Here is a 20,857-nt window from a genome sequence, read left to right on the forward strand (position 1 = left end):
TGGTCCCATGAATACTCGGCCGATTGTCCTGCATCTGGTGTCGGAGGCCACGGGCCAGACACTGGAGGCGGTTGTGCGTGCCTGTGGCGCGCAGTTTCGGGAGTCCTCCTTCCTCCAGCGCAACTGGAACCTTGTGCGTTCGCAGATACAGGTGGGGCGTGTGCTGGCGTGGATCGCTGCGGAACCGGGGCCGGTGCTGTCCTCGCTGACGACGCCAAGCCTGCGCGACGCCCTGCGGGCGGGGTGTCGCGGCATGGGGGTGCAGGTGGAGAACATCCTCGACAGCACGATCTATTTTCTGGAACGTGAGACCGGCACCCGCGCCGAGCGTCATCCCGGCGGCCAGTATGTCATGGATGACGAATACCGCCGGCGGATAGACGACATGCAGTACGTCGTCGGCCATGATGACGGGCAGCGCGTCAAGTCGCTGGAAGACGCGGATGTCGTCCTGGTTGGCGTGTCGCGGACGTCGAAGACGCCGACCTGCTTCTACCTTGCCAATCGCGGGATACGCGCGGCGAATGTTCCGCTGGTGCAGGGCGTGTCCCTGCCGGAGGGGTTGCTGGAATACAGGGGGACGGTGGTCGGCCTGATGATCGATCCGCATACCCTGGTGGAAATCCGCCGCTCCCGCGTGGGCATGATGCTGCCGGGGCGCAAGTTCGCGCGGCGCAGGGTTTCCGATGAGTCCATGCGCCCATATGTCGATCCGACGCGGGTGCAGGAGGAACTGGTCTGGGCACGGCGGCTATGCGCGCAGCATGGCTGGCCGGTCATCAATGTGACGCATCGCTCGGTGGAGGAAACCGCCGCGGCCATCATCGACATGATGTCGCATCCGCCATTACGCAGGATGGGTCATCCCATGGATGCGGGGAATATGCATGCGGGTCCTGAAAAACCCTGATTCCATAAACAATATCTGAAACTTTCATCGGGTCTTCGGGGGCCTGCATGCTATAATCTCTGTACGATTCGCAAATTCTGCTTTCGTAACGTTGTAATTGACCGGTCGCATTGTTTTATCACAAATCTGTGATGTACCGGGGCATGTTCCCGCCGTTCCCCCTGGCGGGGCAGATGACAGGCGTAAATGAAGAATTTGAAGTTATTTCCACAAACATAGATAAAAGTAGTATCTTTGTTTTTTCTTTTGCCCGTATGATACCAATGTTAAGACGGTCGCATGCGGATGACCTTACATACTGACTACGCCTTGCGGACATTGTTTTATGTAGGGTTGCATACGGATCGCCGTGTTTCCATCCGCGAAGTTGCGAATGCCTATGGCATTTCTGAAAACCATCTGGTCAAGGTCATTCACAAGCTTGGGCGCGGTGGCTTCATCCAGACGATGCGCGGGCGTGGGGGCGGCATGACGCTGGCCCGTGCGGCGGATGAAATACGCATTGGCGATGTCGTGCGCTATACCGAGGAAGACATGACCCTCGTCGCATGTGAACCCACGACCCCGGATGGCCAGGCCTGCGTGCTGGCCCGGCAGTGCAGCCTTCGCGGGTTGCTGGGGCAGGCCATTGCCGCCTTCATGGCCGTGCTGGATGGTGCGACGCTCGGCAGTCTTCTGACCGATGAGGAATGTATCGTCCTGCGGCAGATTTTTGCCATGGCGGAGGTGGGCGAAGCCAAGGGTGCGCTGCCACCCGCACAGTAACACCTGCATAAAAACTTCTCTTTTTTTATCAAGGTATTATTCCAACAGCCTTTCAGGATATGGCCACACCATGTCCGATACGCGCATCCTGATGTCTGGCCTGTGGGCCGGAGTGTGTGTTACAGCGCATGTTTCTGGAATGTTCTGGGGGCGTGGGGCATGGCACGACGGGCAGGCAGCGCGGATATGCCGCTTCATGGCGGGCGGGTGCCGCAATGGCTGGGGCAGCGTATGGCGCGCCTTGGCGGCATCATTGCGCAGGCGATCATCCATCATTACGGGCGCGACGAATTCCTGCGCCGCCTTGCCCATCCCTTCTGGTTCCAGTCCCTTGGCGCGGTGATCGGCATGGACTGGCATTCCTCCGGCATTACGACCAGCGTGATCGGCGCGCTCAAGCGGGGTCTGGCCCCGGTCTCGCACGAACTTGGCCTGCATGTCTGCGGCGGCAGGGGGCGACATTCGCGTCGTACCCCCGATGAACTGCTGTCGGTGGCGGAACGGACGGGGGGCGACGGGGCCGCATGGATACGGGCCAGCAGGCTGGTGGCAAAGGTGGACAGTGCGGCGGTGCAGGACGGGTTCGACCTTTACCTGCACGGCTTCATCGTCACGGATGACGGGCACTGGACGGTCGTGCAGCAGGGGATGGATGGCACGCAGCGCCTTGCCCGGCGCTATCACTGGCTGTCGGAAGGACTGCGCAGCTTTGTCGAAACGCCCCATGCCGCCATCGAGGGGCGTCGTCAGGGGGCGATCGTCAACCTGACGGACCAGCGTGCGGCGCCTTCGCGGCAGGGGCAGCTTGAACTTCTCAATGACCTTGGGCCTGACCGTATCGTGCGCGAGGTCTCGCGCCTGCGTGGTGGGGCGCCCGCCGCCACGGACACGCCGTTCCTGCCGCATCTGGTGATGCCCGAACATCATGACGTGCGACCTGCCGACGTGGTGCTGCGACGCCTGCATGGCGCGCTGGCGGCGGCGGCGCAGTGCGGCCCGCAGGATTTTTCCGACCTGCTGCTGGTGCCGGGTGTGGGTGCGCGCACCGTGCTGTCGCTGGCGCAGGTGGCGGAGGTCGTGCATGGCGCGCCCTGCCGGTTTTCCGATCCGGCACGCTTTTCACTGGCCCATGGGGGCAAGGACCGTCAGCCCTATCCCGTGCCGGTCGCCGTCTATGACCGCACGATTTCGGTCATGAAGGCGGCGGTTACGGCGGCAAGGCTGGGGAATGAGGAAAGACTGGACGCCATCCGCCGCCTCGACCGGCAGGCCCGGCGTCTGGAACGCCACGCCACCGGCCCCACGCTGCCGGACTTCATCGCGCAGGAGCGACGCAGGTCCCATGAATATGGGGGCCGTTCCATCTTCGGCCATGAACCTCCGCCCACGGTGGAGATGGAGCATGAGGGATGAGTGGTGGCGTGATACAGCGTCGCTGCGCATGGGTGGGAAACAGCGAACTGCTGGCCGCCTACCATGACGGGGAATGGGGACGGCCCGTCCATGACTGGCGCGCCCTGTGGGAAGGCCTGATGCTGGAGGGGTTCCAGGCGGGCCTGTCATGGGTGACGGTGCTGAAACGGCGGGAGGGGTTCCGTCGTGCGTTCGCCGGTTTCGATCCGGTGCGCGTTGCGGCGTTTGATGAAAATGACGTCGAACGCCTGATGGCCGACCCGGGCATCATCCGTGCGCGGCGCAAGATCGAGGCCACGATTGGCAATGCCCGTGCCCTGCTGCGCATGCACGAACGCGGCGAGGATTTCGCGACATTCGCGTGGAGCCTGACGCCAGACGGTCCCGTCCATAACCGCACCGGCCATGTGCTGGCGCAGTCCCCACTGTCACAGGCCATGTCGGCAGCGCTGCGGGCGCGGGGGTTCCGTTTTGTCGGGCCGGTCATCGTCTATGCGTGGATGCAGGCGATGGGCATGATCGTCGATCATGATCCCGGCTGTCACCATTATCAGGGCGCTGTGCCGCCAGATTGCGCAACGGCGAAGAATTCGCGCGCTCGGGGATAGTCATCGGACCACTGGATCGGGCCATTGCGATCGAGGAAGGTGGGAATGTCCACGATGATGCGTTCCGCCTGCTCCATGCAGGCGACGGCCTCCATCTGTCGTGGCGGCAGGGAGGTCAGGGCCTGTCCCGCGCCAATCCGCGCGCAGATGTCACGCAGGGCGTGCGCGGTCGCCAGCGGATCACGGGTCAGGTTCCTGAAGGCCGCAAGTGCTTCCTCCAGTTGCCGGCGCTCGGGCGCAGGCGTGTCGGCGGCGTCGCTCAGGCGGTGCAGGCGTTCCACCAGACGTCCCAGTGAAATGGCCGCCAGCGCCGCATCGACATAGTGGTTCGCCACCGGGGCGGGCGCGCAGAAGGACAGCCGCATGGCCAGGCGCGCGACTTTCTGGAGTTGCAGGTTCTCCCATACGATCCACTGTCCCGCAAAGGACGCGCGTCCCAGGGCCAGGCGCTGCACACTGCGCGACAGGGACGCTACCAGCCGTGCACCATCCAGCCGATGGTTGGGCGGCAGGATGACGCGGAACGACAGGACCAGCATGCAGCACCCCATCAGGATCGCCATCCATTCGTTCATGAGCGAGATGTCGTTGTAATGGATCGGGTTGTTGATCTGCAGCATGATGGTGGAAAACACCGAATATCCGAACGCTCCGATGCCCAGACGGGGATTGAACTGCAGCCATATCCCCGGCAGCAGGAACAGCCCGAGGCTGAGCCACAGCAGGGGATAGCCGTCGATCCGCGGCAGCACGAACAGGTGGCACAGCAGCCCCGCCGGCACGCCAAGCGCGGTCCCGCCCGCCAGCAGTCCCGACGCGCGCGATGCGGAGGGCGCGGTGGATAGCAGGCTGGAGGCCGCGACGACATACAGCATCATCATCGGTCCCGCCGTCCAGTGCAGGACATACCAGGTCAGCCCCGCCAGCAGCGTCGTCAGCGCGCCGCGCGCGCCATTGCGCAGGGCCGTGGGCCATTCCATGAACGGCCGCAGGCGCAGGCTGCGGTCATTGCCCCCGCGATGCGCAAGGTCGCGCAGCGCATGTTCCAGCCGTGACAGCAGGTCACGCGCATCATCAAGGAACAGCAACTGCCGGGGGGAGGGGGTGTTTTCCGCACGCTCCAGCAGGGCCTCGCGCGTCTGCGCGATCCGCAGGCAGGCACCTGCGCAGCCTTCGGCGAGGGGCGTCGCCTCAAGCGTCTGCAACAGCGCGCGCATCAGGTCCGCGATCAGCCCGTCGGCGGGGGGATGGTCCTGCGGTGAAGCCGATGCATGCGCCGGTCCCGACGCAATGACCGCATGGGGATGGTAGGCGGCGACAATGCCCGACAGGCGCGCCAGGCCCGCGCGGATTTCGCGATGGCGGACGCTGATGTCGTAATTGTCCGTCGCCGCATATTCCACCGCATCCGACAGGCGTCCGATCCCCGCAAGCAGCCCGGCGCGCTGGGCATGGAACGCGGCGTCCGTCATGGCCGCACCCCCCGTATCATGGCGTGACAGGACATAGCGGACGGTGTCGCGGAACATGGTGCTGATCTGGTCGAGCAGCGGGTCGGACCGGCGTGGGGACGTGACCATGAACACCGCCGCCGTGGTCACGATGCCCACCACGACGGCGGACAGGCGTGAAAGCGCGCTGAGGAACACGCCATCGGGATCACCAAAGGCGGGGGCGGCGATGATGACGATGGTATAACCCGTCAGCACGGCGGCATAGGCGCGGAACAGCCGCAGGAACGTCGCCGCCATGCAGGCCAGTCCCACCGTGACCGACAGCGCCATGATGTAGAGGATCGGCGACTGCACGAAGGCCGCCATCAGCGCCACGCTGATGACCGCGCCGATGACCGTGCCGATCATGCGCCAGATGCTCTTGGACACCAGCGCGCCGACCGCCGGGTTGGCGACAATCATGACGGTGGTCACGGAACTCATGGGGGACTGCAACTGGAAACTGAAGGCCAGGAACAGCGCGATGCCCATTGAAATCAGGACGCGCGCGCTGAATGCCGCCGTGGCCATGTTCGCTCGCCACCGCGCATCGTCGCGAAAGATGTCTCGCAGGTGCGACAGGGCCTTTACCAACGTGCGCCCCCATCCCGGGCGCGGCAGGGAGGGCAGGGGAACGGACAGGGCGAGGACATGGGCAAGTCTTCCGCTGGGGGTGGCACATTCATTTCATAACAATCATTGCCATGTCAATGTTATGCGTGCATTGGAAATCGTGGCCGGCATGTCCTGCGCCGGGCATGCGGGGATGCCGTGCAGAATTCCGGCACCCCCGGCGTCGTCCTTCATGATATCGAAGGCCCACCCGCGACAGACACGTTGGAGCATCATGTCAGCACGCCCCCCCATGCCCGATATCAAAGGAAGCGGCTTTCAGGACATGCGCATGACGTTCCTGACGATGCGCCTGTCCAATACGTGGCGTCTGGTGCTGGACCGCGCCATCCGCCCCGAGGGGATGAGCATGGCCATGATGCGTCCCCTGGCCTACCTGATGATGATGCCCGATGGCGTGTCACAGCGTGACCTGGCGCACGCGATGAACACCGACAGTTCCGCGCTGGTGCGTGTGCTCGACCTGCTGGAAAGGGAAGGACTGGTGGAACGGCGTCCCGACCCGGTGGACCGCCGGGTCAAGAGCCTGTTCCTGACGGCCGAGGGCAGGCACAGATGCGCCCGCCTGCATGAGATCTGCGCCGAGGTGGAAGGACGCCTGCTGCGTGATGTCCCGGCGGAAATGATGGAACAGACAATGCAGGCCCTGTCACGGATCCTGCGGCAGGCGGAAGCGCTGGCGCAGGAAGAAGACGATGCCCGCCCCGGCAGCGTCCTGTCGCGGGGGGCATCATCGGGGGATGTGCGCTGAGGTCCGCCTGGTCATGCGCAGGTCATGGTGAATGGGCCATTGCAGGCTGCCTGATCGTCATTTGACATTAATCAATGTGAATATGTGATCGCCTGTTGCCCAATGCCCTTTTGACCCTGTAATGCCGTTGTAACACTGTTGATCATACTGGTGACGTCAGGATCAGTCGTGCGTAAAAGATTAAGGGGAGCAGGATACTTGTCGCGTATTTGCACGAAGAATCCGCGCATAGGCACCGGATGGTGCGCGTGAATACCCGTGACCTGCTGATTGGCGCCGGGCTTGCGATCGCGATTGCCGGTGGCGGGGCGGCATGGTTCTATGTCACGCATCACGATGTACTGCCTGCCGGTATTGCGCGGGCCAACGGGCGGCTTGAACTGACACGGCTTGACATCGCGGCGAAATATCCCGGCCGCGTCACCGATCTTGCATTTTCCGAAGGCGACGAGGTCACGGCCGGGCAGGTCCTCGCCCACGAGGACGATGCCGAGGCACAGGCACAGTTGGCCGCCGCGCGCGCGCAGATCCTCGAGGCCCGTGAAACGGGGCAGCGCGCGCGCGCCGAACGTGATGCGCAGCAGGCCGCCGCCCACCTGGCGCAGCTTGAACTGGACCATGTGCATGTGATGGCGCGCCAGCACCTCGTCTCCGACATGGAGGTGCAGCAGCGGCAGGCCGATCATGACGCCCATGACGCGGCGGTGCAGGCGGCGGACCATGCGGTGGCCGCGGCGGATGCGGCCGCGCAGGCGGTGCAGGCGCAGGCGGATCGCGCCGGGACGGTCGTTGGTGACATGGTCATCCACGCCCCGGTCTCCGGCCGGATCGAATACCGTATCGTGGAGAAGGGGGCCGTGGTGCCCGGCGGCGGCCGGATCGGTTCCATGCTGGACCCGTCCGACATGTACCTCACGGTCTTCTACCCGGCGGAGGTCGCGGGCACCCTGCATGTGGGCGATCAGGCGCGCATCGTGCTGGATGCGCTGCACCGGCAGGTCATTCCCGCCACGGTTTCCTTTGTCGCGCCCGAAGCGCAGTTCACCCCGAAATATGTCGAGACAACGACCGAACGTGAAAAGCTTGTCTACCGCGTGAAGCTTCAGGTCGCGCCGGAGACGGCGAAGCAGTACGGGACGATGCTGAAATCCGGCATGACGGGCGATGGCTATGTCCGTGCCGATCCCACCATCAGGTGGCCCGACAGCCTGTTCCTTGCCAATGCGAAGTGATGATGGGCGCGGGCACGCAACATGACGCCGGGATCGTCATAAAGGGGCTGTAGCATCGTTATGGCCCGGTAAGGGCGCTTGACGACATTTCGCTCTCCCTCCCGGCGGGGACGACCATCGGCCTTGTCGGGCCTGACGGGGTGGGGAAGTCCACGCTGCTCGGCCTGATCGCGGGGGTGCGGCGCATGCAGGCGGGGCATCTTGACGTGCTGGGCACCGACATGGCCGACCGTGCGCAGCGCGAGGCCTTCCTGCCGCGTGTCGCGTTCATGCCGCATGGCCTGGGCCGCAACCTGTATCCGACCCTGTCGGTGTGGGAAAACGTGGATTTCTTCGCCCGCCTGTTCGGCCTTGCGGCGGACGAGCGTGAAGAGCGCATCAACCGCCTGCTCGACGCCACGGGCCTTGCGCCGTTTCCCGACCGTCCGGCGGGGCACCTGTCGGGGGGGATGAAGCAGAAGGTCAGCCTGTGCTGCGCGCTGGTGCATGACCCGGACCTGCTGATCCTTGACGAACCCACCACCGGGGTGGATCCGCTGTCGCGCCAGCAGTTCTGGACACTGGTGGGGCAGTTGCGCAGCGAGCGCCCCAGCATGACGGTCCTTGTCTCCACCGCCTACATGGACGAGGCGGAGCGCTTCGCCTACCTCGTCGCGATGGATGCGGGGCATGTGCTGATCGCGGACCGGACGGCCAACGTGCTGGCGCGCACGCACACCACATCGCTGGAGCAGGCGTATATCTCCCTCCTGCCGGAGGAAAAGCGCGCGAATGCCACGGGCTTTTCCATCCCGCCCTACCACGACCCCGGCGGCGCGCCGGCCATCATGGCGCAGGACCTGACCAAGCGGTTCGGCAGCTTTGTCGCGGTGGACGATGTCAGCTTCCGCATCGGGCGTGGCGAGATCTTCGGCTTCCTCGGCTCCAATGGCTGCGGCAAGTCCACGACCATGAAGATGCTGACCGGCCTGCTTGATGCCACCAGCGGGACGGCGGAACTGTTCGGGCGCGTCATCACGCCGGGCGACATGTCCACGCGCATGCGCATCGGCTACATGTCGCAGTCCTTTTCGCTGTACGAGGAACTGACCGTCCGGCAGAACCTGCGGCTTCAGGCGCGGCTTTACCGTATCCCCGCGCGCGATGCGGCGCAGCGCGTGACACAGGCGCTGTCGGATTTCGAACTTGATGGCGTGGCCGATGTCCGTCCGTCCGCCCTGCCGCTGGGCATCCGCCAGCGCCTGCAGTTGGCCGCGGCGTGCATCAACAATCCCGAAATCCTGATCCTTGACGAACCGACCTCCGGCGTGGACCCGGCGGCGCGTGACATGTTCTGGCGGCACCTGATCAAGCTGTCGCGGCAGGACCATGTCACGATCTTCGTCTCCACCCATTTCATGAACGAGGCCGCGCGCTGCGACCGGATATCGCTGATGCACCGGGGGCGCGTGCTGGCGGTGGGAACGCCCGCCGAACTGGTCCGCAGGCGCGGGGCGAAGGACCTGGAGGCGGCATTCATCGCCTACCTCAAGGAAGCGGAGGCGGAGCCGGGCGGCGCGCCCGCACCGGCCACGCCCTCCCACCGGCACCGTGGCTGGACATGGAAGGGATGGCGTGGCGGGACGTGGCTGCCGCGCGCGTGGGCCTTTGCCCGGCGCGAGGCGGTGGAGCTGCTGCGCGACCGCATGCGCCTGACCTTCGCCATCATCGGCCCGGTCGTGCTGCTGCTGATTGCCGCGTCGAGCATTTCCTTCGACGTCAATGGCGTGTCCTTTACCGTGTGCGACCATGACCGCACCAGCATCAGCCATGACCTGATCGACAGTTTCCGCGGATCACCATATTTCGTGGAAATCGCGCCCTCCGACGACCCGGCGCAGATGGACCGGGCCCTGCATGACGGGCGTGCGCAACTGGGGCTGGATATCCCGCCCGGTTTCGCCCGGGACATGGAGGCCGGGCGCCGTCCCGCCGTGGGCGTGGTCATTGATGGCGCGGTGCCGTTCCTTGCCGCCGACGTGCGCGCCTATGTCGAAGGGGTGCTGGCGCGGTATGCGACGACGCTGGGGCGTGAACTGCCACAGGCGGCCAGCGTGCCCGTCGTGCTTGAACCACGCTTCATCTACAATCAGGAATTCCGCAGCATCTATGCCATGACGCCGGGGATGGTGATGCTGGCGCTGATCCTCATTCCCACGATGCTGACAGCACTTGGGGTCGTGCGGGAAAAGGAAATCGGCTCCATCGTCAACCTCTATGCCTCGCCCGCGACGGTGGGGCAGTACCTGGTGGGCAAGCAGGCCCCCTATGTCGCGCTGGCGACGTGCAGCTATGTCGTGCTGGTGGTGCTGTCGGTCCTTGTGCTTGGGGTGCCGCTGAAGGGATCGTTCGTGGCGCTGAGCATCGGTGCGCTTTTGTTCATACTAGGTGCGACGGGGCTGGGGATGCTGATTTCCACCTTCGTCAATTCGCAGGTCGCGGCCATTTTCGGCACCGCCATCATCTGCCTGATCCCGGCGGTGAATTTCTCCGGCATGCTCTATCCCTCCTCCACGCTGACGGGGCTGAGCCGCCTTGTCGGGTTCGGTTTTCCCGCGTCATGGTTCCAGTTGATCAGCCTGGGCAGCTTTACCAAGGGCATGGGGGTGTTCGCCTTCATGCGGATGTATGCAGCGCTTGCGGGATTTGCGGCATTCTACATGCTCGGTGCGCGCCTGCTGCTGAAGAAGCAGGAAGCATAGGCCGCTGATGGGACGCTGGATCATCAATGTCGGCCTGCTGTGCGGCAAGGAATTCCGCAGCCTGTTCAATGACGCAATCCTGCTCGGGCTGATTGTCTTCGCCTTTACGGCGGGTGTGCTGCTGGTGGCGAACGGGGTGCGCACCGATGTCTCCAACGCCACCATCGCCTTTGTGGACGAGGATCATTCCGCCCTGTCGCGACGCCTGCACGATGCGGTGCTGCCACCCTATTTCAAGCCGCCGGTTCTGATCGCGCGGGAGGATGCGTCGCGCCTGATGGACCGGGGGGATTACATCTTCGTCGTCGATATCCCTCCCCGGTTCGAGGCCGACGTGCTGGCGGGACGCGCGCCCGCGCTGCAGATCCTGGTGGATGCCACGGCCATGACGCAGGCGGGGCTTGGCACCACCTATCTGGACGGGATTTTCATGGGGGAGGTCGAATCCGTCCTGCATGAAGGCCATCTGGCCGACGCCATTCCCTTCCGCGCCGAAAGCCGCATCCGCTTCAACCCCAACGGGGAATCGCAGTGGTTCACGTCGGTGATGCAGATCGTCACCAACATCACCATCCTGTCGATCATCCTGGTGGGGGCCGCGGTGATCCGCGAGCGTGAACATGGCACGATCGAGCATCTGCTGGTCATGCCCGTCTCCGCCAGCGAGATCGCGATTTCCAAGATCGTGACCAACGGGTTCGTAATCTTTGTCGCCACCATGCTGTCGCTATGGCTGGTGGTGCATGGCTGGCTTGGCGTGCCGCTGGCGGGGTCGGTGGCGCTGTTTGCGGGATGCGCGCTGATCTACCTGTTTTCGGTGACGTCGCTGGGGATCATGCTGGCGACGGTGGCGCCCACCATGCCGCAGTTCGGGCTGCTGGCGGTGCCGGTCTATGCCGTGGCCTACCTTCTGTCGGGGGCGGCGACGCCGGTGGAAAACATGCCCACCATGATCCGCATGCTTGTGCGGTTCCTGCCGACGACGCAGTTCGTGAACCTGTCGCAGGCCATCCTCTATCGCGGTGCGGGGCTGGGGACGATCATGCCCCCGCTGCTGACGATTGTCGTGACCGGGGTGGTCTTCCTGTTCTGTGCGCTCATGCGCTTCCGCTCCATGCTGGCAAGGCAGGGATAATGAAAAAGAAACTTTCGCGCATCATCTGCCTTGCGGCCATCGCCACGCTTGGCGCGTGTTCCCCCTTCCATACCCGCACGCCGCCATCGCGCGTCACGGTCCCGTCGCGTTTCGCGCAGGCCCCGGCCGGGACCGATCCGGCGACGGACCTGACGACATGGTGGCGGTCGTGGAACGATCCGGCCCTGACCCACGTGGTGGAGGCGGCGCTGGCGGCCAATCCCGATATCCGCATCGCTCGTGACAACGTGCTGCAGGCGCGCGCGGCGCATGTGATCGCGCGTTCGACGCTGTATCCCACGGTGGGGGCGACGGGAAACATTGGCGGCGGCGGGATGAGCTGGCGCAATCCCGCCGGCCTGTCGCAACTCTCGGACGGGGATCCCGCCACGGATGCCCACCTCGCGGGGATCGGGGCGTCGTGGGAGCCGGACCTGTTTGGCGGACGCCATGCCGACAGCCGTGCCGCGCGTGCGCTGATGCTGGGCCAGCAGGCCGAATATCACGGCATGCAGATGCTGGTCGCGGCCGATGCGGCGGAAAACTACCTCCGTGCGCAGGGGGTGCAGCGGCAGATCGACCTGCTTGATCGCAGCATCGGGATATTGCAGCGCCTGCGCACCTATACACAGGCGCGGTTCGTGGCCGGGCAGGCGGTTTCGGCCGACGTGCGGGCGGTGGACGAGAAACTCTCGCTCCAGCGGGCGCGCCGTCCGCTGCTGGTGGAGGAATATGACCTCCATCGCCGCAGGCTTGCGATCCTGTCGGGGCAGGCGCCGGAAAATGCGCCGTCGCTTCCTGCGCCCGGCGCGTTCTTCGTCCCCGTTGCCCCATCGGGGGAGATGCCCGATACCGTGCTGGAACGCCGTCCCGATGTGCTGGCCCGGCGGGATCAGGTGGAGGCGGCGCTCGATCGCCTCAAGAGTGCGAAGACCGACCTGCTGCCCCGTTTCGGGCTGGAATTCTTTGGCGGCGACGGGCGGTTGCGCTTTGACGGCATCCCCGGCCTGTCGGGCACGGGGGGGCTGATCGCGCTGACGACCTACCTGCCGATCTTTACCGCCGGACGGGTGCATGCGCGCATCCATGCCGCCCATGCGCGGCTTGACGCCGCCGTGGCGGGATATGACCGCACCGTGCTCAATGCCCTCGGAGAGGTCGAGGACGCGTATGAGGCCCGCACCAGTGCCGATACCCGCGCCCATGACCTTGCCACCGCCGTATCGCAGGCGGGACGCAACGTGTCCGACGTGACGGGCCTGTATGAAGGGGGACAGCGCATGATGCAGGACATCCTGCGCGCCCGCCTCGATGAACTCGACGCGCGCGAGCAGGTGCTGCGTAACGAGGACATGCAGACGCTGGCAAGCATCCATCTGGCCCGCGCGCTGGGTGGTGGGTGGAAGCACGAGGCCGATGACGCCCCGCCGCTTCCGTCACGTTCCGGTGCCCGGACGCGCGGGTAACGCGTGCCGCAGGGGGGAGGGTAAGGGCGGATGTCGGTTTCACTGGCGTTCCTGACCGTCACGGTTTCCATCATCATGGCGGTGGTGCTGATCCAGCGGTGCAGGCTGCATCCGTTCATCGCCCTGTTCCTGACGTCTCTGTTCCTTGGCCTGTGCGCCGGGATGGCGCCTGCGCATGTCATCGCCGCCTTTGAAACCGGGGCGGGACAGGTGCTGGGCCAGATCGCGTCGGTCATTGCCCTTGGCGCGATGCTGGGAAAGATGCTGGAGGCATCCGGTGGCGCGGACCAGATCGCGCTGACGGTCGTGCGGCTGTCGGGGCGGCGGCATATGGGATGGGCCATGATGCTGATCGGGCTTCTGGTCGGGATTTCGGTCTTCTTTACGGTCGGTTTCGTCATTCTCGTGCCGCTGGCGATGTCGGTCGCGCGCCAGACGCGACTGCCGATGCTGCGTGTGGCGCTGCCGATGACGGCGGCGCTGTCGGTGGTGCAGGGACTGGTACCGCCGCATCCGGGGGCGATGTTCGCGCAGGCGGCCTACCATGCCGATGTCGGGCGCCTGATCGTGCTGGGCATCGTGCTCAGTATTCCCATCGCCATCATTTCCGGCCCGCTTTATGCGGATTTCATCGTGCCGCGACTGGCCCCCAACCCGCACGACATGGTCCTGGCCGCACCGCCGCCGGCCAGCCGGCAATCCATGCCGTCCTTTGGCATCACGCTGCTGACGATCCTTGCCCCCGTCGTGCTGATGCTGGCGGGGTCAGTCGCGCGACTGGCCTGCGCGCCGGGCAGCCTGCCGGGCACGGTCCTGCGCTTTGTGGGGGATCCGAATGTGGGACTGGTGCTGTCGGTGCTGCTGTCCTTCTACACGCTTGGCGCGCGGCAGGGGATGTCACGGCAGGACATGCTGCGGCTGAGCAGTGACAGCCTTGGCCCGCTGGCGTCGCTGTTCCTGATGATCGGGGCAGGGGGCGGCTTCGGGCAGGAACTGATGGACAGCAACCTGTCCACCACCATCACCGGGGCCGCGATCGGCATGCATATTCCCGTGCTGCTGCTGGCGTGGCTGATTGCGGCGGCACTGCGCCTTGCGGTGGGATCGGCCACGGTGGCGATGGGGACGACGGCAGGTGTCGTCGGCCCGATCGTGTTGCAGTCGCATGGCGTGTCGCCCGAACTGATGGTGCTGGCGACCGGGGCGGGGGCCGTGATGTTCGGGCCGCTGAACGATTCCGGTTTCTGGCAGGTCAAGGAAGCGCTGGGCCTGAGCGTGCCTCAGACAATCGCCACATGGTCGGTGATCGAAACGCTGATCGGGGTGAGCGGCCTGGTCCTGTGCGCCGCGCTGTCATGGGCGGGGCTGGGCTAGGCTGTCTTTATTCGGGGCTTTTGGGGGGCGTCTTTTTTTAGGAAGGCGGTGTTTTTTGAAGCTTTTTGGAAAAAAGCTTCACCAAAAACTTTTGATATTTCTTGGGTTTTTTTTAGAAAGGAACCGGCAGGCACATCATGCCTGCCGGTTCCGGAAGGTTTTAGCGCCCGTACCGCACGAGGCCCAGATCCTCGAACGGGATTTCCGGCATGCGTCCGGACATCAGGTCCGCCAGCACACGCCCCGACCCACAGGCCATGGTCCAGCCCAGCGTGCCATGACCGGTGTTAAGGAACAGGTTGTCATAGCGCGTGCGGCCGATGATGGGCGTGCCATCGGGCGTCATGGGCCGCAGCCCGGTCCAGAAGGTGGCGTCCGACAGGTTGTTGCCGCCGGGGAACAGGTCCGTCAGCGAATGTTCCAGCGTCTCGCGCCGGGGCTTGCGCAGGCGGGTGCTGAACCCCGCCAGTTCGGCGGTCCCGCCCACGCGGGTGCGGTTGCCAAGGCGGGTGATCCCGATCTTGAACGTCTCGTCCATCACGGTGGAGACCGGGGCGCGGTCCTCATTGGTGATCGGCGTGGTGATGGAATAGCCCTTGACCGGATAGATCGGCAGGTCCAGCCCCAGCGAGCGTACCATCGCGGGGGAATAGCTGCCCAGCGACAGGACATAGGAATCCGCGCTCAGCAGCCCACGGCTGGTCTGTACGCCGGTGATCTTCCCGCCATCGGCGTGCATGGCGCGGATCTTCGTATCATACAGGAACGTCACCCCGGCCTTCTGCGCCATGGCGGCAAGGTTCTGGGTGAATTTGAACGCATCCCCCGTCTGGTCCCCCGGCAGGCGCAGGCCACCGACGATCTTGTCACGCGCGCTGGCCAGGCCGGGTTCGGCGGCAATGCACCCTGCGGCGTCAAGCACCTCGTATTTCACGTTGTACTGTTCCAGCACACGGATATCACCCGCCGCGTCGTCCACCTGTTTTTGCGTGCGGAAGACCTGCAGCGTGCCCTGCTGGCGGTCGTCATAGGTGATGCCTGTGCTGGCGCGCAGGTCGTCAAGTACGTCGCGGCTGTATTCCGCCAGGCGCACCATGCGTCCCTTGTTGCGGTCATAGGCCGACGTCGTGCAGTTTTCGAGCATCTGCACCAGACACGACCACAGGTGCGGGTCAGGCATGGGCCAGAACACGAACGGGCGGTATTTCATCAGCAGCCACTTGATGGATTTCAGCGGCACACCCGGTCCTGCCCACGGGGCGGAATAGCCGGGGGAGACCTGTCCCGCGTTGGCGAAGCTGGTTTCCAGACCGGCGGCGGGCTGGCGGTCCACGACCGTGACCTCATGCCCTGCCTGCGCCAGATACCACGCCGATGTGACGCCGACGACACCGCTGCCCAGAACGATGATTTTCATTGCGCTTGTGCTTTCGTGCAAAAGGTAGGTGAAAGGAAGATATCAGCCACCGGCCACGTAGGTGCGGTGGTAACGGTGGCCAAGGGACGTCAGGATCTCGTAGCCGATCGTGCCTGCGGCGCGTGCCGCCGCATCGACGTCATGCTGCGGTCCGAGCAGGTCCACCGCCATGTCCGGCCCCAGCGCCCCTGCCGGGACATCCGTGATGTCGATGGTGATGGAATCCATGGAAATCCGGCCGAGGATCGGCAGCCGCGTCTCCCCGAACCATGCGGCCCCGTGGCTGGCCCCCTGCCGCAGGCAGCCATCGGCGTAGCCCGCCCCGATCGTCGCGATGCGGCGCGGGCCGGACGCGCGATAGGTCAGGCCATAGCCCACCCCGTCACCCGCCGCGATGTCGCGGACCTGCAGGATGCGCGCGCTGAGACGGACAACAGGGCGCAGGGGATTGGGGCCATCCTCGTTCGGGGCGATGCCATACAGCGCCGCGCCGGGACGGACCATGTCGAAATGGTAATCGGGGCCGAGGAAGATGCCGGAGGACGCCGAAAGCGCCATCGGGGCGGCAGGCAGCAGGGCCGCCATGTCCAGCAGGCGTGCCCTCTGCTGCGCATTGGCGGGATCCCGCGGCGTATCCGCACAGGCAAGGTGACTGATGATGAGGTCCGGCGTGATGCCCGCCAGCAGGCCCGCATCATCGGCGATGGCGCGCACATCGTCCATCGACAGTCCGAAGCGCGACATGCCGGTATCAAGCTGTATGACGGCACGCAGCACCCTGTCCTGCCGCCGGGCCAGCGCGCGCCAGCCTGCGATCTGTTCGATGGAATTGAGGACGGGGGTCAGGCCATGTGCCGTGAATTCTTCTTCCGTGCCCGGCAGGGGGCCATGCAGTACGAATATCCGCGTGGCAGGGGTGACGTGCGGACGCAGGGCGATGCCTTCTTCCAGATGGGCGACATAGAAATGTTCCGCCCCTGCGCGCTGCAGCGCCGGCGCCACCTGCGCCAGGCCCAGCCCATAGGCATCGGCCTTGACCACGGCCGCGCAGGTCGTGCGCGGGGTGAGCCTGTCGCGCACAAGGCGGTAGTTGGCCGCGATCGCATCAAGGTCGATCCGCAGGGTCGCGCCAGCGCGGTGGCGGGGCCAGTGCGAGGAAACGGCGGAGGCAGGGGCAGGTGACACGGGCACGGATTCCGGCACAGGGGAAGTCATGGAAAATCCTATGCCGGATCAAAACGAAATGTCCTGCCATTTAATGGCATGATCTGCTAAGATATTGTCCGGTTGCGCATGTAAATGCGAATAATGGCGGAATATGTTATCATGATCGTGGACCGGGTGAATGATGCCATCCTGCGCCATCTGTCCCATGACGGGCGGATGACGAACGCGGACCTTGCGCAGAAGGTCGGGCTGTCGCCCTCGGCATGCCTGCGACGGGTCAAACTGTTGGAAAAGCAGGGGGTTATCTGCGGTTATCGCGCCATGATCGACGAACGTTCGGTGCATGGCATGACCACCGTGATCGTGCATATCACGCTGGAACGCCAGACCGACGAATGCCAGCGCCGGTTCGAGGCACGGGTCCGCGACTGTCCCGACGTGCGCGAATGTTACCTGATGACCGGGGATGCGGATTACCTGTTGCGGGTGGAGGTGCGTGACACCGCCGATTATGAACGCATCCACAAGGAGGAACTGTCCCGCATGCCCGGTGTCGCACGTATCCAGAGCAACTTTGCCATCCGCACCGTCCTGCGCAAGTCCTCGTGATGCCATCAGGCCGGGCGCCATTCCTGCCGCCCGGCCTGTCTATGTCCTGCCGACCTGCGCAAGGCGGTTTTTCAGGACATGCGCAGGAGGTCTTCCTGTTCAGGCGCCGAAACCACGGCCACCTCGACCACGGAGGCGGTGGTGGCAGGCCGGGGAATGAACGGACGCACCAGGAACTGGTAGCCCCCAGCCCCGATCACCCCGCCACAGAGCGGCCCGACAAGGGGAACCCACCAGAAACTGTCCGGTCCCGGCAGCGCGGAATATTTCCATCCCCCAAGGAAGCAGAACAGGCGCGGGCCAAAATCACGGGCGGGATTGATGGCCCATCCCTCCAGATAACCCGCGCACGCCCCGATGGAGGCGACGAGCAGGCCGATGATCAGTGCGCTCGAATTCGCCTGCGGGGCCTGGGTATTATATTCGCACGTCACGGCGAAGATGCCGAACAGCAGCAGCGCCGTCAGGATGATTTCATCCAGAAAGGCATGCATGGGTGTGACGAATTCCCCCGGATGGGTAAAGAAGACGCCCGCCGCACCGCCATCGGTGGCCCGGTCAAGGTGATGCGCAAGGTTGTAATGGTCGATCACGGGTTGATACAGCGTATAGACCAGCATTGCGCCAATCATGCCGCCCACGACCTGCGCCATGCAGTAGGGCAGCACCTTGCGCCATGAAAACCCGCGATACAGCGCCAGCGCAAGCGTGACGGCCGGGTTGGCGTGCGTGCCCGACACGCTGCCGGTGATATAGATGGCGATCGTCACGCCCAGTCCCCAGACGATGCACACCCCCCAGTAGGACAGCTTGTAGGGGCTGGGATCGTAAAGCGTGTACATCGCGGCAACGGAATCGCCGATCAGGACGATAATCATGACAGCGAGGCATTCGGAGATCAGTTCCCCGAGGAATTGTCGGTTTGTGAACATCGGACCTACTTTGCTCTTTTATTATTCGGTCAATGGGCGATGGTCGGTCAGGACCGTCGCCCGACGATCCTTGTGATCACGAATGTTCTTACACGAACATCGTCGTCTTCAAAATGATTATTTTGAAGGGCAAAGGAAATGTGATGGAGAATGCTATAAAAATTTTTATAATATGAGAAACCTGACGGCGTAACATGTTCTTATAAAGTATTTTGTGCGGTGCACCATTGTAGTATCACGTTCGCAATGGTGCGCGATACCGCGCATTGTGGCCCCCGGAATCCATCCATGCCCGATTTCTGACAGAAAAGGTTCATATTGGATGGATTTTCAGCAGTTTCACGCTTGATGCAGATCAATGAAATAAGTGTGGAACTCGTATTGATAACCCCTCAATGTTCGTTTACGAACATGACAGGAGGAATTACGCACATGCTGTCCATGGATGAAACGTCCCAGTCATCGCCCCAGGTGCCCCGTGACAACGGCACGACTGTCGATCTGCTGATTGTAGGTGGGGGGATCAACGGAGCAGGCATCGCGCGCGATGCCGCGGGCCGGGGTGCCTCCGTCCTGCTGGTGGAGCAGGATGACTTTGCCAGTCATACCTCGTCCGCCAGTACGAAGCTGATTCACGGCGGCCTGCGCTACCTGGAATATTATGAATTCCGCCTGGTGCGCGAGGCCCTGATCGAACGTGAACGGCTTTTGCGCATTGCGCCGCACATCATCTGGCCGATGCGTTTCATCCTGCCCTATACGCCGCAGGCGCGTCCGGCGTGGATGCTGCGCGTGGGACTGTTCCTGTACGATCACCTCGCCGGTCGCCAGATGACTCTGCCAAAGTCGAAATCGATCAATTTCACGACCAACCCGGTGGGTGTCCCGCTCAACGGCGCATGCAGCAAGGGATTTTCCTATTCCGATGGCTGGGTGCAGGACAGCCGCCTTGTCGTGCTCAACGCCATGGACGCCGTGGCGCGCGGGGCGGATGTGCGCACGCGCACCCGCATGCTCAGTGCGAAGCGCGTCAACGGCATGTGGGAAGCGGTGATCGAGAACACCCGTGACGGCACGCGTGAAATCGTGCGTTCGCGCATCATGGTCAATGCCGGCGGCCCGTGGGTGAGCGAGATCCTGCGTGAACGCGCCTGCATCCAGACCGACAAGCAGGTGCGCCTGGTCAAGGGCAGCCACATCATCGTGCCGCGCATGTTCGAAGGCGACCAGGCCTATATCCTGCAGAACCCGGACAAGCGCATCGTGTTCGCCATCCCGTACGAGCAGAAATTCACCCTGATCGGCACCACCGACGTCCCCTGGACGCAGGCGCCGGGCAAGGTCGAGATCTCGCCCGAGGAAATCCGGTACCTGTGCGAAAGCGTCAGCCGCTATTTCAAAAAGCCGGTGACGCCCGACGACGTGGTCTGGAGCTATGCCGGCGTGCGGCCGCTTTATGATGATGCGTCGAAGAATGCGTCGGCCGTGACGCGCGATTACGTGCTTGATATCGACGCGGCCAACGGGCAGGCGCCGCTGCTGTCGATCTTTGGCGGCAAGATCACGACCTATCGCCGCCTTGCCGAACATGCGATCGAAAAACTGCAGCCCTTCCTGCCGGTGCTGTCCGCATCGGGATGGACGGCGGACCGGGTCCTGCCCGGCGGTGACCTTGGCGAAGGCGGGTTCGAGGGCGCGCTGGCGCGGTTTGCGCAGGCGACGCCGTTCCTTGACGCGAACCAGCACTGGCGGCTTGTGCGCAATTACGGGTCACGCGCGACGGAGATCGTGGGGGATGCGAAATCGGCGGCGGACATGGGCGAAAGCTTTGGCGGTGGCCTGACGGCGCGCGAAATCGATTACCTGATGACACATGAACGTGCTGAAACGGTGGAGGACATCCTGTGGCGGCGGTCGCGTATGGGCCTGCATGTGACGGATGAAGACGCGGCGCGCCTTGACATCTATGTTCAGAAGAAGCGGGCGGCGGTTTGACATCTTTCATCGCGGCGTGAACCTGCCGCACTTTGTGACATCTGGATCCCGATGGGACAGGAAGGGACTATCCTGAATTTTGTGCGGTGTGGTGATAAATTGCTCGAAGAGGAGCCCCCGCATGAGCATTGATAAAGACCTCCTGGACCGCCTGATGGAAGGACGTTCACCCGGCGACCTGTTTGGCAAGAACGGCATACTCTCGGAATTGACGAA

The 20,857-nt window shown here is 64.1% G+C and carries 15 protein-coding genes and 1 pseudogene; 12 read left to right on the top strand and 4 right to left on the bottom strand.

Going from position 1 to position 20,857, the window contains the following annotated elements; genetic code table 11:
* Nucleotides 1-7 precede the first annotated feature (7 nt).
* The 4 genes from CFR72_RS07815 to CFR72_RS07830 all read left to right on the top strand — a co-directional run bounded on the left by CFR72_RS07815 (nt 8) and on the right by CFR72_RS07830 (nt 3,696).
* Complete coding sequence (locus CFR72_RS07815) at nt 8-910, top strand: pyruvate, water dikinase regulatory protein (protein WP_110913421.1); 903 nt, start codon at nt 8-10, stop codon at nt 908-910.
* Nucleotides 911-1,189: 279 nt separating this feature from the next.
* Nucleotides 1,190-1,675 (top strand): RrF2 family transcriptional regulator, encoded by a 486-nt coding sequence (locus tag CFR72_RS07820; RefSeq protein ID WP_110913422.1) that lies wholly within the window; start codon nt 1,190-1,192, stop codon nt 1,673-1,675.
* Between the two features lie 159 nt (nt 1,676-1,834).
* Nucleotides 1,835-3,088: a DUF763 domain-containing protein gene (locus CFR72_RS07825; protein ID WP_110913423.1), complete on the top strand. Its 1,254-nt coding sequence runs from the start codon at nt 1,835-1,837 to the stop codon at nt 3,086-3,088.
* Nucleotides 3,085-3,696 (top strand): DNA-3-methyladenine glycosylase I, encoded by a 612-nt coding sequence (locus CFR72_RS07830; protein WP_110913424.1) that lies wholly within the window; start codon nt 3,085-3,087, stop codon nt 3,694-3,696. Before CFR72_RS07825 ends, CFR72_RS07830 begins: the two co-directional genes overlap by 4 nt.
* Here CFR72_RS07830 and CFR72_RS07835 read toward each other — a convergent pair.
* Nucleotides 3,639-5,720 carry an FUSC family protein gene (locus CFR72_RS07835; protein WP_233045220.1) on the bottom strand — a complete coding sequence of 694 codons (2,082 nt, stop codon included), beginning with the start codon at nt 5,718-5,720 and terminating at the stop codon, nt 3,639-3,641. The two genes, CFR72_RS07830 and CFR72_RS07835, sit on opposite strands and share 58 nt — an antisense overlap.
* Before the next feature lie 373 nt (nt 5,721-6,093).
* On the opposite strand from CFR72_RS07835, the gene CFR72_RS07840 reads away from it, so the two are divergent.
* The 6 genes and pseudogenes from CFR72_RS07840 (at nt 6,094) to CFR72_RS07865 (ending at nt 14,521) form a co-directional block, all read left to right on the top strand.
* Complete coding sequence (locus CFR72_RS07840; RefSeq protein WP_110913440.1) at nt 6,094-6,573, top strand: MarR family winged helix-turn-helix transcriptional regulator; 480 nt, start codon at nt 6,094-6,096, stop codon at nt 6,571-6,573.
* Between the two features lie 248 nt (nt 6,574-6,821).
* Entirely contained in the window at nt 6,822-7,805 is a 984-nt protein-coding gene (locus CFR72_RS07845) for an HlyD family secretion protein (RefSeq protein ID WP_110913441.1), read from the top strand.
* A 2-nt stretch (nt 7,806-7,807) separates the two neighbouring features.
* Nucleotides 7,808-10,546: pseudogene (gene rbbA, locus CFR72_RS07850) on the top strand (ribosome-associated ATPase/putative transporter RbbA).
* 7 nt (nt 10,547-10,553) lie between these two features.
* Entirely contained in the window at nt 10,554-11,681 is a 1,128-nt protein-coding gene (locus CFR72_RS07855) for an ABC transporter permease (RefSeq protein WP_110913426.1), read from the top strand.
* Nucleotides 11,681-13,147, top strand: a complete 1,467-nt coding sequence (locus CFR72_RS07860) for a TolC family protein (RefSeq protein WP_110913427.1) — start codon at nt 11,681-11,683, stop codon at nt 13,145-13,147. The genes CFR72_RS07855 and CFR72_RS07860 overlap by 1 nt, the downstream gene beginning before the upstream one ends.
* A gap of 30 nt (nt 13,148-13,177) precedes the next feature.
* Complete coding sequence (locus tag CFR72_RS07865) at nt 13,178-14,521, top strand: GntT/GntP/DsdX family permease (protein ID WP_110913428.1); 1,344 nt, start codon at nt 13,178-13,180, stop codon at nt 14,519-14,521.
* Nucleotides 14,522-14,681: 160 nt separating this feature from the next.
* Here CFR72_RS07865 and CFR72_RS07870 read toward each other — a convergent pair whose 3' ends face one another.
* Nucleotides 14,682-15,938 carry a D-amino acid dehydrogenase gene (locus CFR72_RS07870; RefSeq protein ID WP_110913429.1) on the bottom strand — a complete coding sequence of 419 codons (1,257 nt, stop codon included), beginning with the start codon at nt 15,936-15,938 and terminating at the stop codon, nt 14,682-14,684.
* A 42-nt stretch (nt 15,939-15,980) separates the two neighbouring features.
* A complete protein-coding gene (alr, locus tag CFR72_RS07875) occupies nt 15,981-17,153 on the bottom strand; it encodes an alanine racemase (RefSeq protein ID WP_110913430.1) in 1,173 nt (390 codons plus the stop codon).
* A 111-nt stretch (nt 17,154-17,264) separates the two neighbouring features.
* On the opposite strand from alr, the gene CFR72_RS07880 reads away from it, so the two are divergent.
* Nucleotides 17,265-17,714, top strand: coding sequence for an Lrp/AsnC family transcriptional regulator (locus CFR72_RS07880; RefSeq protein WP_110913442.1), 450 nt, complete (start codon nt 17,265-17,267; stop codon nt 17,712-17,714).
* Nucleotides 17,715-17,785: 71 nt separating this feature from the next.
* Here CFR72_RS07880 and CFR72_RS07885 read toward each other — a convergent pair whose 3' ends face one another.
* Nucleotides 17,786-18,646 (bottom strand): MIP/aquaporin family protein, encoded by an 861-nt coding sequence (locus CFR72_RS07885; protein ID WP_110913431.1) that lies wholly within the window; start codon nt 18,644-18,646, stop codon nt 17,786-17,788.
* A 432-nt stretch (nt 18,647-19,078) separates the two neighbouring features.
* Between CFR72_RS07885 and glpD the strand changes: the two genes are divergently transcribed.
* A complete protein-coding gene (glpD, locus tag CFR72_RS07890) occupies nt 19,079-20,641 on the top strand; it encodes a glycerol-3-phosphate dehydrogenase (protein ID WP_110913432.1) in 1,563 nt (520 codons plus the stop codon).
* Nucleotides 20,642-20,857: the final 216 nt, after the last annotated feature.

Origin of the sequence: Gluconacetobacter entanii (assembly GCF_003206495.1) — a bacterium.
In the GTDB taxonomy this organism is placed as follows: domain Bacteria; phylum Pseudomonadota; class Alphaproteobacteria; order Acetobacterales; family Acetobacteraceae; genus Novacetimonas; species Novacetimonas entanii.

Coding starts and splice junctions, on each gene's coding strand:
- CFR72_RS07815 (WP_110913421.1), top strand. CDS start 8: ATGAATACTCGGCCGATTGTCCTGCATCTGGTGTCGGAGGCCACGGGC.
- CFR72_RS07820 (WP_110913422.1), top strand. CDS start 1,190: ATGCGGATGACCTTACATACTGACTACGCCTTGCGGACATTGTTTTAT.
- CFR72_RS07825 (WP_110913423.1), top strand. CDS start 1,835: ATGGCACGACGGGCAGGCAGCGCGGATATGCCGCTTCATGGCGGGCGG.
- CFR72_RS07830 (WP_110913424.1), top strand. CDS start 3,085: ATGAGTGGTGGCGTGATACAGCGTCGCTGCGCATGGGTGGGAAACAGC.
- CFR72_RS07835 (WP_233045220.1), bottom strand. CDS start 5,720: ATGGCCACGGCGGCATTCAGCGCGCGCGTCCTGATTTCAATGGGCATC.
- CFR72_RS07840 (WP_110913440.1), top strand. CDS start 6,094: ATGACGTTCCTGACGATGCGCCTGTCCAATACGTGGCGTCTGGTGCTG.
- CFR72_RS07855 (WP_110913426.1), top strand. CDS start 10,554: ATGGGACGCTGGATCATCAATGTCGGCCTGCTGTGCGGCAAGGAATTC.
- CFR72_RS07860 (WP_110913427.1), top strand. CDS start 11,681: ATGAAAAAGAAACTTTCGCGCATCATCTGCCTTGCGGCCATCGCCACG.
- CFR72_RS07865 (WP_110913428.1), top strand. CDS start 13,178: ATGTCGGTTTCACTGGCGTTCCTGACCGTCACGGTTTCCATCATCATG.
- CFR72_RS07870 (WP_110913429.1), bottom strand. CDS start 15,938: ATGAAAATCATCGTTCTGGGCAGCGGTGTCGTCGGCGTCACATCGGCG.
- alr (WP_110913430.1), bottom strand. CDS start 17,153: ATGACTTCCCCTGTGCCGGAATCCGTGCCCGTGTCACCTGCCCCTGCC.
- CFR72_RS07880 (WP_110913442.1), top strand. CDS start 17,265: ATGATCGTGGACCGGGTGAATGATGCCATCCTGCGCCATCTGTCCCAT.
- CFR72_RS07885 (WP_110913431.1), bottom strand. CDS start 18,646: ATGTTCACAAACCGACAATTCCTCGGGGAACTGATCTCCGAATGCCTC.
- glpD (WP_110913432.1), top strand. CDS start 19,079: ATGCTGTCCATGGATGAAACGTCCCAGTCATCGCCCCAGGTGCCCCGT.